The sequence below is a fragment of the Nocardioides sp. Root151 genome (assembly GCF_001427925.1).
Taxonomy (GTDB): Bacteria; Actinomycetota; Actinomycetes; order Propionibacteriales; family Nocardioidaceae; genus Nocardioides.
Genome location: NZ_LMGG01000007.1, coordinates 1 through 15,146, shown reverse-complemented (window position 1 = coordinate 15,146; position 15,146 = coordinate 1). Strand labels below are relative to the sequence as shown.

14 protein-coding genes and 1 pseudogene are annotated in these 15,146 nt (G+C 70.0%); 9 read left to right on the top strand and 6 right to left on the bottom strand.

Annotated elements, in window-relative coordinates; translation table 11 throughout:
* The first annotated feature begins 134 nt into the window (after positions 1 to 134).
* Entirely contained in the window at positions 135 to 1,844 is a 1,710-nt protein-coding gene (gene lysS, locus ASD66_RS17650) for a lysine--tRNA ligase (RefSeq protein ID WP_056891762.1), read from the top strand.
* Between the two features lie 102 nt (positions 1,845 to 1,946).
* Here the strand turns inward: lysS and ASD66_RS17645 are convergent, their stop codons facing one another.
* Positions 1,947 to 2,978 carry a YeiH family protein gene (locus ASD66_RS17645; RefSeq protein ID WP_056891761.1) on the bottom strand — a complete coding sequence of 344 codons (1,032 nt, stop codon included), beginning with the start codon at positions 2,976 to 2,978 and terminating at the stop codon, positions 1,947 to 1,949.
* A 101-nt stretch (positions 2,979 to 3,079) separates the two neighbouring features.
* Between ASD66_RS17645 and ASD66_RS17640 the strand changes: the two genes are divergently transcribed.
* Entirely contained in the window at positions 3,080 to 3,985 is a 906-nt protein-coding gene (locus ASD66_RS17640) for a LysR family transcriptional regulator (protein WP_056682976.1), read from the top strand.
* 3 nt (positions 3,986 to 3,988) lie between these two features.
* Here ASD66_RS17640 and ASD66_RS17635 read toward each other — a convergent pair whose 3' ends face one another.
* From ASD66_RS17635 to ASD66_RS17625, 3 genes are read right to left on the bottom strand one after another with little or no spacing between them, the layout of a single operon-like run.
* Complete coding sequence (locus ASD66_RS17635; protein WP_056682979.1) at positions 3,989 to 4,402, bottom strand: DUF3151 domain-containing protein; 414 nt, start codon at positions 4,400 to 4,402, stop codon at positions 3,989 to 3,991.
* A 37-nt stretch (positions 4,403 to 4,439) separates the two neighbouring features.
* Entirely contained in the window at positions 4,440 to 4,745 is a 306-nt protein-coding gene (locus ASD66_RS17630) for a transcriptional regulator (protein ID WP_056891760.1), read from the bottom strand.
* Positions 4,742 to 5,188, bottom strand: a complete 447-nt coding sequence (locus ASD66_RS17625; RefSeq protein ID WP_056891759.1) for a hypothetical protein — start codon at positions 5,186 to 5,188, stop codon at positions 4,742 to 4,744. Before ASD66_RS17625 ends, ASD66_RS17630 begins: the two co-directional genes overlap by 4 nt.
* Positions 5,189 to 5,294: 106 nt before the next feature.
* Here ASD66_RS17625 and ASD66_RS17620 point away from each other — a divergent pair, with 106 nt between their 5' ends.
* Both ASD66_RS17620 and ASD66_RS17615 read left to right on the top strand, forming a co-directional pair.
* Entirely contained in the window at positions 5,295 to 6,770 is a 1,476-nt protein-coding gene (locus tag ASD66_RS17620; RefSeq protein WP_056891758.1) for a DHA2 family efflux MFS transporter permease subunit, read from the top strand.
* A 214-nt stretch (positions 6,771 to 6,984) separates the two neighbouring features.
* Positions 6,985 to 8,004, top strand: coding sequence for a type IV toxin-antitoxin system AbiEi family antitoxin domain-containing protein (locus ASD66_RS17615; protein ID WP_056891757.1), 1,020 nt, complete (start codon positions 6,985 to 6,987; stop codon positions 8,002 to 8,004).
* A gap of 123 nt (positions 8,005 to 8,127) precedes the next feature.
* Here the strand turns inward: ASD66_RS17615 and fbaA are convergent, their stop codons facing one another.
* Positions 8,128 to 9,159, bottom strand: coding sequence for a class II fructose-bisphosphate aldolase (gene fbaA, locus ASD66_RS17610; RefSeq protein WP_056682994.1), 1,032 nt, complete (start codon positions 9,157 to 9,159; stop codon positions 8,128 to 8,130).
* A gap of 135 nt (positions 9,160 to 9,294) precedes the next feature.
* On the opposite strand from fbaA, the gene ASD66_RS17605 reads away from it, so the two are divergent.
* The 4 genes from ASD66_RS17605 (at position 9,295) to ASD66_RS17590 (ending at position 12,290) form a co-directional block, all read left to right on the top strand.
* Positions 9,295 to 9,807, top strand: coding sequence for a SigE family RNA polymerase sigma factor (locus ASD66_RS17605; RefSeq protein ID WP_056682997.1), 513 nt, complete (start codon positions 9,295 to 9,297; stop codon positions 9,805 to 9,807).
* Position 9,808: 1 nt separating this feature from the next.
* Positions 9,809 to 10,741, top strand: a complete 933-nt coding sequence (locus ASD66_RS17600; protein ID WP_056891756.1) for a hypothetical protein — start codon at positions 9,809 to 9,811, stop codon at positions 10,739 to 10,741.
* A gap of 92 nt (positions 10,742 to 10,833) precedes the next feature.
* Positions 10,834 to 11,772 (top strand): hypothetical protein, encoded by a 939-nt coding sequence (locus ASD66_RS17595; RefSeq protein ID WP_056891755.1) that lies wholly within the window; start codon positions 10,834 to 10,836, stop codon positions 11,770 to 11,772.
* The gene (locus tag ASD66_RS17590; protein ID WP_056891754.1) at positions 11,769 to 12,290 is read left to right on the top strand and encodes a SigE family RNA polymerase sigma factor; all 522 of its coding nucleotides are present in this window, start codon (positions 11,769 to 11,771) and stop codon (positions 12,288 to 12,290) included. The genes ASD66_RS17595 and ASD66_RS17590 overlap by 4 nt, the downstream gene beginning before the upstream one ends.
* Here the strand turns inward: ASD66_RS17590 and ASD66_RS17585 are convergent.
* Complete coding sequence (locus ASD66_RS17585) at positions 12,287 to 12,925, bottom strand: TrmH family RNA methyltransferase (RefSeq protein ID WP_056683009.1); 639 nt, start codon at positions 12,923 to 12,925, stop codon at positions 12,287 to 12,289. The genes ASD66_RS17590 and ASD66_RS17585 overlap by 4 nt on opposite strands.
* Before the next feature lie 572 nt (positions 12,926 to 13,497).
* Here ASD66_RS17585 and ASD66_RS17580 point away from each other — a divergent pair.
* Positions 13,498 to 15,146: pseudogene (locus tag ASD66_RS17580) on the top strand (hypothetical protein); the annotation flags it as partial.

Genomic DNA, 15,146 nt, shown 5'->3' with positions numbered 1-15,146 from the left:
GTGGGGTCCCGACGTCGGCACCATCCAGGGTCACATCGCGGGGGATGTGATCATGGATGGCACCGCTGTGCCTGCGGACCCGCTCCGGTAGCGTTGGCGGCTCAGTCCAGCGCAGGAACCAGGAGCACACGCAGATGGCACGAGGCGGACCACAGAACCCGAGCGACTGGGTGACCCGCGCTGCCGACGACGCCGTGCGCCACGCCGGACCGGACGCCGAACTGATCACGGTGGCCTCCGGCATCAGCCCGTCGGGGCCCATCCACCTGGGCAACCTGCGCGAGTTCCTGACCGTCCACTTCGTCGCCGAGGAGCTGCGCGGCCGGGGCCTGGCCGTGCGCCACCTGCACAGCTGGGACGACTACGACCGGTTCCGCAAGGTTCCGGCAGGCGTCGACGAGGCCTGGAACGAGCACATCGGCCGCCCCCTGTCCGCCGTACCCGACCCCTGGGACTGCCACCCCAGCTGGGCCGAGCACTTCAAGGAGCCGCTCCGGGAGGCGCTCGCGGCGATGGGCTGCGAGATGGACGAGGTCAGCCAGACCGAGATGTACAACGCCGGCACCTACCGCGAGCAGATCCAGCTGGCTGCCCGCCGTCGTGGCGACATCGAGGCCGTGCTCGCGCGCTACCGCACCAAGGCCGCACCGGTCGCCGAGTCCGAGCAGGAGGCCGCCGCCCTGGCCGACTCCGTGACCGCCGACGACTCCGATGAGGCAGACGGCGCCACCGGCACCGCCGACGACCTGGCCCGCTTCCCGTTCAAGCCCTACTGCCGCGACTGTGGCCGCGACACCACCACCGTCACGTCGTACGACGACGACACCGCCGACCTCGCGTACACGTGCAGCGTGTGCTCGTTCTCGGGCGTCACCAACCTGGCCACCCAGGACGAGGGCAAGCTGGTCTGGAAGGTCGACTGGCCGATGCGCTGGGCCTACGAAGGCGTGAACTTCGAGCCCGCCGGGGTCGACCATGCCTCCCCCGGTTCCTCACACACCGTCGGCAAGGAGCTGGTGAAGACCATCTTCGGCGGGCGCGCCCCGTCGTTCTTCGGCTACTCGTTCGTCGGCGTGGCCGGCATGGCCAAGATGTCGTCGTCCAGGGGCGGCGTGCCCACCGCGGCCGACGCGCTCAAGGTGCTCGAGGCGCCGATCCTGCGTTGGCTCTACGTGCGCCGCCAGCCCAAGCAGGCCTTCAACGTCGAGTTCGGCGACGAGGTCCTGCGGCTGTACGACGAGTGGGACGCGCTGGGACGCAAGGCTGCCGACCCGGCCAAGCGGGACGCCCAGGTGCTCGCCTTCGAGCGCGCCTCGGCCACGACCACCGCCGGACGCCTGCCCACACCGCCCGTTGTCGTGCCGTTCCGCACACTGGCCTCCGTGGCCGACGTGACTGCCGGGTCGGCCGACCTGATCAGCGACATCATCAGCAACGTCGGCCACGCGCACGACTCGGTCGACGACCTGCAGCCCCGTCTCGACCGGGCCATGGCCTGGACCGCCGGACGCGACCCCGAGGACCGCACCACGGTGCGCACCGCACCCGACACCGACCGCCTGGCCGCACTGACCGCCGACGAGGCGCAGTGGATCTCGTTGCTCCTCGAGAACCTGCCGGCCTCACTCGACCTCGACGAGGTGACCTCGGTGGTCTACGGCGTGCCCAAGCTGGCCCACGGGCTGGCGGTCGACGACGCCCCGACCGACGAGGTCAAGGCCGACCAGAAGGCGTTCTTCAAGCTGCTCTACAACCTGCTGGTCGACAAGGACCGCGGCCCGCGGCTGCCCACGCTGATCGTGGCGCTGGGCCTCGACAAGGTGCGCACGCTCCTCGCCCCCTGACCCCGACCTGCACGTGTAACGCGGGGTTATGGTCGCTCCGCCCGCGTCGTACGACGTGCGAAGCGTCAACACCACCGCTCAAGAGCCGCCGCGAGGGCACGGTCAGCTCACCAGGAACACGGCCGGCAGCGCGATCAGCGCGACCAGCACGGAGGCCCCGGTGGCCATGGCGACCTCGCGGCCGCGGAGCGCCGAGAGGCACTTGCGGTCCAGGGCGTGGCCGAGCGCGAACATCGCGGCGGCCAGGGCGAGGGACTGCACCACGCCGGCGACGTCGAGCAGCTGGTCGGGCAGCGGCAGCCAGGTGCGGGCCACGGTGCCGAGGATGAAGACGGCCACGAAGGCGGGCATCAGCGGTGGGCGGACGGCGCCCTCGACCTCGGCGCCCCGTCGGCGGTCGGCCCACGTCAGCGCGGTGAGGACGGGTGCGAGCATCAGGACCCGGCCGAGCTTGACCACCACGGCCACCTGCAGCGCGGCCCCACCCAGCAGGCCACCGGCGACGACGACCTGGCCGACCTCGTGGATCGAGCCACCGGCCCAGGCTCCGGCTCCCACGACGTTCATCCCCAGCGCGGTGGCGATCGCCGGGAGCACCAGCATCGCCGCACTCCCGAACGCCACCACCAGGGCGACCGCCGAGGCGACGTCCTTCTCCTCCGAGCGGCGCACGCCGGCCACGGCGGCGACCGCGGCCGCACCGCAGATCGAGAAGCCGCAGGCGATCAGCAGCCGACGCCCGGGCGGTACGCCGAGCGCCCGCCCCAGGCACAGGCTGCCGGCGATGCCGCCGACCACCACGGCGACGATGACCAGCACCATCGCCCACCCGAGGGCGAACACGTCGGAGAGCACGAGCTGCAGGCCGAGCAGCGCGACGCCGATCCGCAGCACCCGGCGCGAGGCCACGGCGAGCCCGGGGGCCGTGGCCGCCGAGGGCTGACGGAGGTTGCCGACCACGACACCGAGCACGATCGCGACCAGCACGGGGCTCAGCTGCGGGACGAGTCGGTGACCGAGCAGCCCGGCCGCGCCACCCGCCGCCGCCAGCAGCAGACCGGGCCAGGTCGTCGCGGGCCGCTGCGCGGTCGTCGACGGCGGGCTGGTCACGGTGGCGTCGTTGAGGGAGGTCACCCTTCGAGGGTCGCGCCGGACGGTCGTTCCCGGTAGCCGTCATTTCGACATGAACTCATGCGCTGTTGATATGGCTCTGGGGCAGGTCATATCCTTCCTGCATGCCCACGGACCGTCCCGACCTCACCGCGCTCGAGCTGTTGGTGCGCGTCGGTGAGCTCGGGTCACTCGGTGGGGCGGCCCGAGCCCTCGACATGGCCCAACCCAACGCCAGCCGCGCCATCGCCCGACTGGAGCGCCAGCTGCGCGTGGTGCTGGTGCACCGTTCGGCCACGGGATCCCGGCTCACCACCGAGGGGAGTGTGGTGGCCGAGTGGGCCCGCGAGGCCCTGGCCGGGGTCGATCGGGTCGTGGTCGGAGCCCGATCGCTCGCCGACGACCACAAGCCGCACCTGACCGTCGCGGCCAGCCTGACCATCGCGGAGTACCTCGCTCCCAACTGGCTGGCCAGGCTGCGCCGGCACCACTCCGAGCTCCAGGTGAGCCTCGACGTCGGCAACTCCCACGACGTGCTCGACGCGGTGCTCGCCGCCCGGGTGCCCCTGGGTTTCGTCGAGTCGCCGTACGTGCCACGCACCGTCGGGTCGACGATCATCCGGCACGACCGACTGGTGGTGATCGTGGCGCCCGACCACCCGTGGGCGCGGCGGCGCCGGCCGGTCACCGCGGCCGAGCTGTCCGCGACCCACCTGATCCTGCGCGAGGCCGGGTCCGGCACCCGCGACACCCTCGAGGCGGCACTGGCCCGGGCAGGTCACCGGGTCAGCGAACTGGAGATGGAGCTGGCCAGCACCGCCGCGGTGAAGGCCAGCGTCGCTGCCGGCACGGCCCCGGCGGTGCTCAGTGAGCTCGCGGTCGCCTCGGAGGTGTCCAGCGGGTCCCTGGTCTCGGTGCCCCTCGACGAGGAGCTCGACCTCGGACGCCCCTTGCGGGCGGTGTGGCCGCGGTCGAGCCGGCCGACCGGCGTGGCCGCGGACGTCGTACGCATCGCCCGCAGCCGGCGCTGAAGGTCAGCCCAGCAGCTCGTCGTACGCCGTCGGGCTCGAGTCGCGCAGGAACTCCGAGCAGCGGTCCCACTCGGCCTGCTCGCCGATCGCCCGGGCGCTCTTGGCGAGGAGCGCCAGCGAGCGCAGGAAGCCGCGGTTCGGCTCGTGCTCCCACGGCACCGGGCCGTGACCCTTCCAGCCGTTGCGGCGCAGCATGTCGAGGCTGCGGTGGTAGCCGACCCGCGAGTAGGCGTAGACGGTGACGTCGTCGGCGCCCTGCTCGACGGCCTGCTCGGCCATCGCGGCCCAGGCGAACGGCGACTCCGGGTGGGCGCGCACGACGGTCGCGGGCGGCGTGCCACCGACGAGGTCTGCGGCGGCGGGGTCTTCGGGGAGGTGGGTGGGCGGGGGTCCCGCCATCAGGTCCATGTGGCTCATGCGGCCAGCCTGTCACGCCCGCTCCCGGGACTCTGCCTCAGGACTGGAGGTCGAGGCTCTCGGTCAGGCGACGCAGCTCTGCCACGTGGGCGGCGAAGGCGCGCCGGCCCTCCTTGGTGATGCCGGCCCAGGTGCGCACCCGCCCACCACCCGTGGGCTTGTCGAGCTTCACGTAGCCGGCATCGGCGAGCACCTTGAGGTGCTTGCTGACCACGGAGTCGGCCACGCCGAGGCTGTCGCGAATCGTGGCGAACTCGGCCTTCTCCACGTTGACCAGCAGCGCGCAGATCTGCAGCCGGTTGGGCGCATGGATGACCTCGTTGAACTCAGGCCCCCCTGTCATCGCGCAACCTTCTCCGTGCGCAGGTCGGCGCGCAGCGCGGCGTCGTACGACCGGCCGGCGACGACGGTGAAGACGAAGACGAACCCGGCCACGCCGAGGACCACGCCCTGGGCCGGCTCGGCGATGATCAGCCACAGCAAAGAGCCGACGAGGCCGACGCCGAGAATCGTCAGCATCAGCTTGCTGCGCGGACCGACCGGACTGCTGATCGAGATGCCGGTCATGTGCGCGTAGAGCCTGGCCAGGCCGAGGCTGGCGGCGATCACGACCAGTGCGAACGGCACCCGGAACCACGAGTCGCGGAACTGCTCGAGGCCGTGGACCAGCACCATTCCGGTCATCAGCACCGCGAGCACCGGGTGGTGGAACCACGGCGTGACGAGCCGGTCGGCGAGGTCGGCGCGAGTGTCGCCGATGGCGTCCAGGGCTTCCGAGGCCTGCATCCGCTCATTGTTTTCCATGTTGGAAAGCCAATCACTTTCCGCAACGGAAAGCAATGGAGCAATATTCAAGGAATGGTTTGTGGGTGCAAGGGTGTTGAATCGAGTCGTGACCGACACCAACACCACTCCGGCCCAGGTCTCCGACGACGTCAGCCCGTGGCCGGCGCTCTTCGCCCTCTGCCTCGGCTTCTTCATGATCCTGGTCGACATGACGATCGTGAGCGTCGCGACGCCCGACATCATGAGCGACCTCGACGCCGAGGTGAACTCGGTGGTCTGGGTGACCAGTGCCTACCTGCTGGCCTACGCCGTACCCGTGCTGATCACCGGCCGGCTCGGCGACCGGTTCGGCCCCAAGCGGCTCTACCTGGCCGGGCTCACGGTGTTCACGATCGCATCGCTGTGGTGCGGGTTGACCGGCACCGTCGAGATGCTGATCGGGGCCCGCGTCCTCCAGGGCTTCGGCGCCGCGATGATGGCCCCGCAGACGATGGCGATCATCACCCGCATCTTCCCGGCCGCCCGTCGCGGCCAGGCGATGTCGCTGTGGGGAGCCACGGCCGGTGTCGCCACCCTGGTCGGCCCACTGCTCGGCGGTGTCCTGGTCGGCTCGCTCGGCTGGGAGTGGGTGTTCTTCGTCAACATCCCGGTCGGCATCGTCGCCTTCGTCCTCGCCCAGCGCCTCGTGCCCAATCTCGACACCCACCAGCACTCCTTCGACTGGCTGGGCGTCGCGCTCTCCGGCGTCGGCATGTTCTGCCTGGTCTTCGGCATCCAGGAGGGCCACCAGTACGACTGGTCCGGGATCACCGGCGTGATCACCGTGTGGCGGCTGATCATCACCGGCCTCGTCGTGCTGGCCGTCTTCGTGTTCTGGCAGTCGCGCAACCGGCGCGAGCCGCTGGTGCCGCTGCGCCTCTTCCGCGACCGCAACTTCTCGGTCTCCAACCTGGCCATCTCGACGATGTCGTTCGCGATCACCTCGATCGGCTTCCCGTTCATGCTCTACGCCCAGCTGGTGCGCGACCTCTCGCCCACCCGGTCCGCGCTCCTGCTGGTGCCGATGGCGCTGGTCAGCATCGTGCTCGCCCCCGGGGTCGGCAAGCTCATCGACCGGATCCACCCGCGCACCATCACCGCCCTCGGCTTCATCGGCGCCTCGGCCTCGCTGTTCTGGCTCTCCCGCGTGATGACGCCCGACTCCTCGACGTGGGAGTTCATCGCACCGATGGCCCTCCTCGGCGCCGGCAGCGCCTGCGTCTGGGCCCCGCTGACCGCCACCGCCACGCGCAACCTGCCGATGAACCTGGCCGGTGCCGGTGCCGGCGTCTACAACGCCACGCGCCAGGTCGGCGCCGTGCTGGGCTCGGCGGCGATCGCCGTACTCATGGATGCCCGGCTCGCCTCTCACCTGCCCGGCGTCGACGCCGGCCCGGAGGCTTCCCTGTCGGGGTCACTGCCCGAGCAGGTGCACGCGCCGTTCAGCCAGGCGATGGCCGACGCGATGCTGTTGCCCCCGGCCGTCCTGCTCGTCGGCTTCGCCGCCGTCCTGTTCTTCGCCAAGCCCAGCCACGAACGCTGACCCCGCCCTTCCCCGTGTAACGCGGTGTTACCGTCGCTCCACACGCGTTCTGACACGGGCGAACCGTCAAGAGCACCGCCCAAGTGCCAGCGTGACGGATCAGCCCGCCGTACGTTCCAGCCGCTTTCTGTCCACACGCAGGACTGTGCAGCGTTCATCCACAGGTCGCGCGTTCTCCTCAGCACGCACGGCGAGACACGTGGACGCTCACTGCATGCGCCCTGACCTCGCCATCCATGCAAACCTGCAACACGGACTCGTGACTCGCATCCAGGCAATGGCGGCCGGCTACACAGAACGCGAGCTGCGCACACTCACCGGTCACGGCGGCGCGTGGGTGACGGTTCGGCGCGGTGTCTATGTCGCCCGGAACACCTGGGAGTCGCTCGATGATCGTGAAGGGAAGCCCCGACTTCGAGTGCTCGCGGCGCACCTGACCATGAACCGACCGCACGCCGTCAGTCACAGGTCGGCCGGCTTGCTCCACGGGCTGCCGATGCTCGAGGTCGACGACACGTTGGTGCACGTCACTCGCCCGGGTGTCACCGGGTCCCGCACCGAACACGGCGTCAAGCATCACCTCGCCCACTTCGCCCCCGACCAGGTCGTCGACCTCAACGGCGTCCACGTGCTCGATCTCGCGCGCACGGCCGTCGACATCGGGCGAGAGCACGGCTATCGCCACGGCCTGGTCGCCTGTGACTCAGCCATGCAGCTGGGTGCCACCAAGAACGAACTCTGGACGGCAGTGGACGCGATGGAGCACTGGCCCCACGTCGTGCGATCCCGCAGCGCCGTCCAGGACTCCGACTCCGGAGCCGAGTCGGTCGGCGAAACGCTGGCTCGCGAACTCGTCCAGAGTCTTGGTCTCGGCCCCGTCCAGACCCAGTTCTCGGTGGTCACGAACGGGCACGTGTATTGGGTGGACATGCGAGTGGGTCGTCACCTGATCGAGTTCGACGGCAGAGTCAAGTACCGAGGCCGAGCGGAGGGCGGGGTGGCCAACCTGCCCGCGGGTGAGGTGGTGTGGGCCGAGAAGAAGCGCCAGGAATCGGTCTGCGCGGAGGGCTACGGCATGTCGCGCCTCATCTGGGCCGATTTCTGGGGAGATCAGCGCGCATCGGCCGCGGCGCGGGTGCGTCGCGAATTCGCGATCACGACGACCCGGTTCGGCACCGATCTGCCTCCCGGGTACGTGCCGATCCCTCGCCACCCCGTTCAGCGGTCTGCCTGAATTCGACCGGCGTCCGATGGAATGCGCCGTACACCGGCACTTGCGCGGTGCTGTCGACGGTTCGCCCGTGGCACAACGCGTGTGGAGCGACCGTAACCCCGCGTTACTTGCGGGGAGCGGGGGTCAGGAGAGGGAGGTGCCGGCGGAGCGCAGGTTCTCGCAGGCCTCGACCACGCGGGCGGCCATGCCGGCCTCGGCGGCCTTGCCCCAGGCGCGGGGGTCGTAGGCCTTCTTGTTGCCGACCTCGCCGTCGACCTTCAGCACGCCGTCGTAGTGCGCGAACATGTGCGCGGCGGCCGGGCGGGTGAAGGCGTACTGGGTGTCGGTGTCGACGTTCATCTTGATGACACCGAAGTCGACCGCGGCCGCGATCTCCTCGGGCGACGAACCGGACCCACCGTGGAAGACCAGGTCGAACGGCTTGGCACCGGGCTCGAGGCCGAGCTCGTCGACGACCGCCTTCTGGGCGATGTCGAGGATCTCCGGGCGCAGCTTGACGTTGCCGGGCTTGTAGACGCCGTGCACGTTGCCGAAGGTCAGCGCGGTCAGGTAGCGGCCCTTCTCGCCGATGCCGAGCGCCTTCACGGTGGCCAGCGCGTCGGAGGGCGTCGTGTAGAGCTTGTCGTCGATGGCGCCGACCACGCCGTCCTCCTCGCCGCCGACCACGCCGACCTCGATCTCGAGGATGATGCGCGCGGCGACACAGGCCTCGAGCAGTTCCTCGGCGATGACGAGGTTCTCGTCGAGGTCGATCGCCGAGCCGTCCCACATGTGCGACTGGAACAGCGGCTGCTCGCCGCGCGCCACCCGCTCCGCGGAGAGCGCGACCAGCGGCCGGACGAAGCCGTCGAGCTTGTCCTTGGGGCAGTGGTCGGTGTGCAGCGCGACGTTGACCGGGTAGTTCTTGGCCACCTCGGCGGCGTACACCGCGAAGGCGACGGAGCCGGTGACCATGTTCTTCACCGACGGGCCGGAGAGATATTCCGCGCCACCGGTCGAGACCTGGATGATGCCGTCGGAGCCCGCGTCGGCGAAGCCCTGGAGTGCAGCGTTCAGCGTCTGCGACGACGAGACGTTGATGGCCGGGTAGGCGAAGCCGTCGGCCTTGGCCCGGTCGATCATCTCGGCGTAGACCTCGGGGGTGGCGATGGGCATCTCTGAGCTCCTCGATTGCGCTGCGGCGGTCGGCCGCCAGCCTAGCCTGCGACGAACGTGCGGTGACCTAAACCCCGAGCGGGGTGCCATGCGTCCTAGGAAGTGACAGGGTCGAAGAAACGAGAGGACCACCTCATGCGCAAGGCCGAACGCGACGCGGCGTTCAGTGAGTACGTCGCCGCACGCCAGGGCTACCTGCGCAGGTTCGCCTACACCCTGACCAGTGACTGGGGTCGAGCCGAGGACCTGCTGCAGACCGCGCTCACCAAGATGTACGTCGCGTGGCCGCGGCTGCGCGACGACCGGGCCCACGACGCCTACGCGCGTCGGGTGATCCTCAACGCCCACATCGACGACCACCGAAGACCCGCGCGACAACGCGAGTCGCCGGGCCTCGACGGCCTCGATGCACCCGCCCCGCCAGGCAGTGACCCCGACGACCGGTCCAGCCTGCTGGCCGCGCTCGACACCCTGCCGCCGATGCAGCGCAAGGTGGTCGTGCTGCGCCACTGGCTCGACTTCTCCGTCGAGCAGACCGCCCACGAGCTCTCGATCGCGCCCGGCACGGTCAAGGCCCACACCCACCATGCCCTGAACAGCCTGCGCGCCGCCCTGGGTGAAGAACTCCCCGAGATGACGAGGAACTGACATGCCTGACCTCCACGACCGCTTCGACACGCTCTTCGACGACGAGCCGCAGCACCGGCCCCTCGACGTACACCTCGCCAACGGCCACAGGGCGCTGCGCCGGCGGCGCCTCTCGACGGGCGCGGCCGCCCTGGCCGTGATGACCGTGATCGGCGGCGGCGCGTACGCCGTCCAGGGTGACCCGGACAAGGGAAACGACCGCGACACCACCACCGTGGCGAGCCAGACCCCCGACACCACACCGTCCGACCCGAACCAGCAGATCGTCGAGACCTGCCACGAGGCCGACGGCCGCAACGGCGGCACCAAGTACCTCTGGCGCGGAGGGGCCCCCGAGGTGATGGCCTCGATCGTCACGTACGACGGCAACACACGCGCCTACCTGCGCTCGGGCAACCAGAAGTTCTGGGGCGAGTGCTACATCGACAGGGGCAGCTCCGAGGCCTTCGTGATGCCCGCCTACCGGATCGCCCCCGACCCGCAGATCTCGAACCTCGGCTACGGATACGGCGTCGGCCAGGCCTGCGACCCGGACCGTGACGTGGTGCCCGGCTGCGGCAAGTTCGTCGCCACCCATGAGGGTCGACGCGACCCGGCCGTGGCGCGGGTCGAAGTGCGGTTCTTCGACGGCAAGTGGGAGAAGGTCGACGCCAACGAGGGCTACTACTACGTCGAGCACGTCGGCACCCTGCCCGACGACATCACCTGGGCCAAGGACGGCATGCCCCTGCGCAACGGCCAGAACATCGACGACGTGATCAACCGGATCAAGCTGTTCGACGCGGACGGCACGCTGATCGCCTACTGGGACGCCAGCCAGAACCGCAACGGCATCAACGCACCCAACGACGCGGGCGTCGGTGAGCTCGAGGACTACCCGATGATCCAGTCCAAGCTGGCCGGCCCCGACGGCGACCGCAACTTCCCTGGTTGATCCGGAGATTTCCCAACGCTCGTTGACAACCGTCGCCGACATCGCGCCGTACTCCTTGATGAACCACAAGGACCACGGACGGGGAGAGCACCATGGACGACCACCACGACATCTTGGACCGGCTCGAGGACGCCATCGGCGACGGCCCGGCCCATCGCCCGATCGACGCACGACTCTCCGCGGGGCGCGCGGCGCTGCGACGCCGGCGTGCTGCGGTCGGCGTGGGCGCCCTGGCCATGGCCGCGGTGCTCGGCGGCACGGCCTGGCTGGCCCTGCCCGGCAGTGACCCCCAGGTGACCAACCGCGACGACGCACCCGCGTTCGCCGGTGACCCGGAGGCCGACGCCGACGCCGACACCGCCAAGCCGGTCCTCACTCCCGACCGGGTGATCTACCGGACCCCGGCACCGACGCCCCAGCAACGCGCGGAACTCCTCGGCGGGGGCAGCTTCCTGGCCTTCGCCTGGGAAGGCACGGACCTGCTGGTGAGGCCCGGCTGGACCTTCGTGCGCCGCCTCGACGGCTTCGCGAAGGGACAGGTGTCCGTCGCAGCGACCATGAGGTCGCCGCAGGGCGAGCTCAGCAACATCTTGATGCTCGCGCCCGGCAACGGCATCTGGTCACCCGCCAGGTCGGCCGACCGCCTCGAACCCTGGGCGAGACACCAGCTCAAGCGGCTGCGCGACGACGCCGCCGCGAACACCGACGACTCCGACATGCCCGGCACGGTCGACGGCTCGGGATTCGTCAAGATCACCGGAGAATCCCTTGCCCCGGTTGGGGAAACCACGATCCTCGACCAGGTGATCCAGCCCGACCTCCCCGACAACTTCGCGAAGGCGGACGACCCGAGCTGGGTGGCCCACGTCCGCGACGACAGCGGCGCGGAGTGGTTCGTTCTGGTCCGCACTGTCGACGGTTCCGACGACTACATGGCGGTCCCGGCCGCCGACGCCGGCAACCCCTCGACCCTCGACGCCTTCCTCGACTGGGCCCGACCCCGCTACGAGTCCGAGGTCGGCGTGCGATGAGCCTGCTCACCGGGCTGACCGCTCGGCGTACCCGCCGCGAGGCGGAGTACGTCGAGTACGTCGTCGCACGTCAGGGCCAGCTGCGCCGCATCGCCTATGCGATCTGCGGCGACTGGCACCAGGCCGACGACCTGCTGCAGGTCGCGCTCACCAAGCTGTACGTCGTGTGGCCGCAGGTGCGCATGAACGAGAACCCGGACGCCTACGTGCGACAGATCCTGGTGCGCACCAACATCGACGAGCACCGGACCCGACTGAGGCGGCCACAGACCGTCGAGCTGGACGAGGGCATGGACGCCACGGCCCCGACGGGCATCGGGCCCGAGGAACGCTCGGAGCTGTTCGACGCCTTGCAAGGCATGCCGGAGATGCAGCGCAAGGTCGTCGTCCTGCGGCACTGGCTGGGCCTCGACGTGCAGGAGACCGCCGACGAGCTGGGCATCTCGACGGGCACGGTCAAGAGCCACACGTCGCGCGGGCTCGAGGCGCTGCGCGCCCTGTTGGAGCAGACGACCTAGCCGCGCCAGGCGGCGTCGCCGGAGAGGTCGGCGTACTCCCGGACCCAGGTATGCATGGCGATCGCCGCCGCGGCCGAGGCGTTGATCGACCGGGTGGAACCGAACTGCGCGATCGAGAAGGTGCCGTCGACCACCTCGCGCGCGCTCTCGGAGAGGCCGGGCCCCTCCTGGCCGAAGAGGAAGCACACCTCACGCGGCAGCTCCATCGTCTCGAGGTGTGCGGAACCCGGCAGGTTGTCGATGCCCAGGAGCCGCACCGACCTCTCGTGCAGGTAGGCCGCCAGGTCAGCGGGCGTCGCGTGGTGCCTGACGTGTTGGTAGCGGTCGGTCACCATCGCGCCGCGACGGTTCCACCGCTTCCGGCCGACGATGTGCACCTCGGCGGCCAGGAACGCGTTGGCGGTGCGCACGATCGTGCCGATGTTGAAGTCGTGCTGCCAGTTCTCGATCGCGACGTGGAAGCCGTGCCGCCGGGTGTCGAGGTCGGCGACGATCGCCTCCATCGTCCAGTAGCGATAGCGGTCGACGACGTTGCGCCGGTCGCCGTGCTCGAGCAGCTCGGGGTCGAGACGGTCGTCGTCGGGCCACTCCCCCTGCCACGGCCCGAGCCCCACTTCCTCGGGCCCGTGCGGCATCGGGTCGTACGGCGCCCGCGCCGGGTCCTCTTCAGCCTCGGGCTGCGCACTGTGATCGGCGTGTTCCACAGCCGAACGGTAGCCGCCCGCGCCGTGCGACGGACCTGGCACCACTGGACGATTCACGCACCACTGGCCGCCTCACGCCCCAAAACTCCAAAAGTTACGCCCACGGACGGGTGTTCGTCCCGCGCAACCGGGTGGTTCGTACATGGTCCATTCGAGCCATCTTGACCCGGATCACGGAGATTGCACCTTCAACTGTCTGAGGGGTCCCCTACGGTTGCGGCCAGTGACATCGCCGGGATCGGGAAATCCGGGTGATGTCCGGCGACTTACATCACGACAGTGACGCGCCGGCGCAGCCGGGGGGACCGCAGATCAGTCTGAGCACGAGACACGTCCGGGGCACCTGCCACGGACACACTTGACCGTTGCGCACCCAGTGGGGGACCGCGCTGCGTGTCGGTCTCTTCGCGACCAGCACACTCGGGGCTCGACCGGACGACCACACGGCACCGCATACGTTCTTCAGTGACGCGTGCACACGGAACTGATCCTGGGGGGATCCCGTGGCAAGCTCTTCGGCGCTCCATCGCGCCCACATCGTTCGACGACTCCTGGCCCATCTGGCCGTCGTCCTCCTGATCACGCTGGCCGCCGTGGCCGGCCTGACCGCTCCGGCCTCCGCCGACGACGAGGGCGGTGCGGGCACCGGCGCAGACGGCACCGCCGCTGTCGACGCCGCCGCCGGCGAGACCGCTGCCGACACGTCCACCGAGACGCCTGCCACCGAGGCCTCCGCGCCCGAAGAGGCTGTTGCGGAAGAGGCCGCGCCGGAGCCCGCCAAGGCCGACGCAGAAGACTCCGGCCAGGCCGAGCCACAGCAGACCGAGCCCGCCACCACTCCCAAGAAGTCCGCGCCGACCGCCCGCACCACCACGACGGTGTCGGCGCCCACGACGATCGAGACCACCGACTCCAAGGTCTGGGTGTGCAAGTACTCCCGCACACCCAGCGACAACGAGAAGGCGCAGACCGTCAACTCGGTGGCCTACAACGAGAACCGCGAGCCCGGCACCTGGGGCTTCGAGGACGCCCAGGGGTCCAGCTACGTCTACGGCTTCGACACCGGTGCGGCCTCGAAACCGACCACGAACGACTGCCCGATCCTGATCGTCCCGCCGGCCGCTCCCACGTGGGGTGAGCCGACCTGTGCCAGCCCGCTCGGAACCTACGTCCTGGCGACGTACCCCTCGACGCGGGCCACCGTCTCGACGTCGGGCAGCCTGTCCCCGGGCGGCACCTTCACCGTCACCTACACCGTGATCCCGCCGTACCGCTTCCTGGTCACCGGCTCGACGCCCGAGACGACGGTGACCTTCAGTCACACGTTCACCACGCCGAAGAACTGTCCCGTGGTGATCGACGACCTTCCGACCGTCGACCCTGCCGACCCCTGCGGTACGGCGAACGACACCGTGACGCTCTCGACGTCGCCGAAGTACACCGGCATCGACAACGGAGACGGCACCGCGACCTTCACAGCCGTCGCGCCGAACGTGTTCCCCGGCAACGCCGCGACCTACACGGTCCACTACACAGAGAACACGGACGTCCCGTGCGTCACCGTGATCCACCCGGCCGCCCCGGTGGCCCAGCCGAGCACCTCGTGTGACGTGCCCTGGTCGATCTCGGTGGCCGACACCGACCACGTCGGCTACGTGATCTCGCCCGCCTCCAGCGGCACCGAGGCCACGACCGTCACGATCACCGCCACACCCGATGCGACGTACGGCTTCGGCCCGACAGCGGGCTGGACGGTGAACCAGGACGGCACGGCGACCTACCAGCACACGTTCGCCGCAGCAACGTCCTGCCTCGAGGTTCCGGCCGCACCCGTGCCGACCGCCCCGACCTGCTTCGACGACGGCTCCCTCAGCGTGACCGTCCCCGCCCACACCGCGGTGACGGTCAACGGGGAGCAGATCACGGACACGACCGTCTACGGCCCCGGCTCGTACGACGTGGTGTACACCGCCGACGACGGCTACGTCTTCTCGGCCTCGTTCGTCGAGCTGCCGTCCAAGACGTACGACGACGTCACGGTGCTCCCGCAGACCGGTGACTGTGTCATCGACGTCCCGGCCCAGCCGGCCTCCCTCGATGCCTGCAACCCGGCCGGCACCACCACCAACGTCGCCTGGGACACCTTCCCGAC

Excerpts from the sequence above, each read along its gene's own strand:
- ASD66_RS17615 (WP_056891757.1), top strand. The coding sequence starts at position 6,985 with ATGCGCCCTGACCTCGCCATCCATGCAAACCTGCAACACGGACTCGTG.
- ASD66_RS17595 (WP_056891755.1), top strand. The coding sequence starts at position 10,834 with ATGGACGACCACCACGACATCTTGGACCGGCTCGAGGACGCCATCGGC.
- ASD66_RS17635 (WP_056682979.1), bottom strand. The coding sequence starts at position 4,402 with ATGAGCCACATGGACCTGATGGCGGGACCCCCGCCCACCCACCTCCCC.
- ASD66_RS17585 (WP_056683009.1), bottom strand. The coding sequence starts at position 12,925 with ATGCCGCACGGGCCCGAGGAAGTGGGGCTCGGGCCGTGGCAGGGGGAG.
- ASD66_RS17605 (WP_056682997.1), top strand. The coding sequence starts at position 9,295 with ATGCGCAAGGCCGAACGCGACGCGGCGTTCAGTGAGTACGTCGCCGCA.
- ASD66_RS17625 (WP_056891759.1), bottom strand. The coding sequence starts at position 5,188 with ATGCAGGCCTCGGAAGCCCTGGACGCCATCGGCGACACTCGCGCCGAC.
- ASD66_RS17590 (WP_056891754.1), top strand. The coding sequence starts at position 11,769 with ATGAGCCTGCTCACCGGGCTGACCGCTCGGCGTACCCGCCGCGAGGCG.
- ASD66_RS17600 (WP_056891756.1), top strand. The coding sequence starts at position 9,809 with ATGCCTGACCTCCACGACCGCTTCGACACGCTCTTCGACGACGAGCCG.
- lysS (WP_056891762.1), top strand. The coding sequence starts at position 135 with ATGGCACGAGGCGGACCACAGAACCCGAGCGACTGGGTGACCCGCGCT.
- ASD66_RS17640 (WP_056682976.1), top strand. The coding sequence starts at position 3,080 with ATGCCCACGGACCGTCCCGACCTCACCGCGCTCGAGCTGTTGGTGCGC.
- ASD66_RS17630 (WP_056891760.1), bottom strand. The coding sequence starts at position 4,745 with ATGACAGGGGGGCCTGAGTTCAACGAGGTCATCCATGCGCCCAACCGG.
- fbaA (WP_056682994.1), bottom strand. The coding sequence starts at position 9,159 with ATGCCCATCGCCACCCCCGAGGTCTACGCCGAGATGATCGACCGGGCC.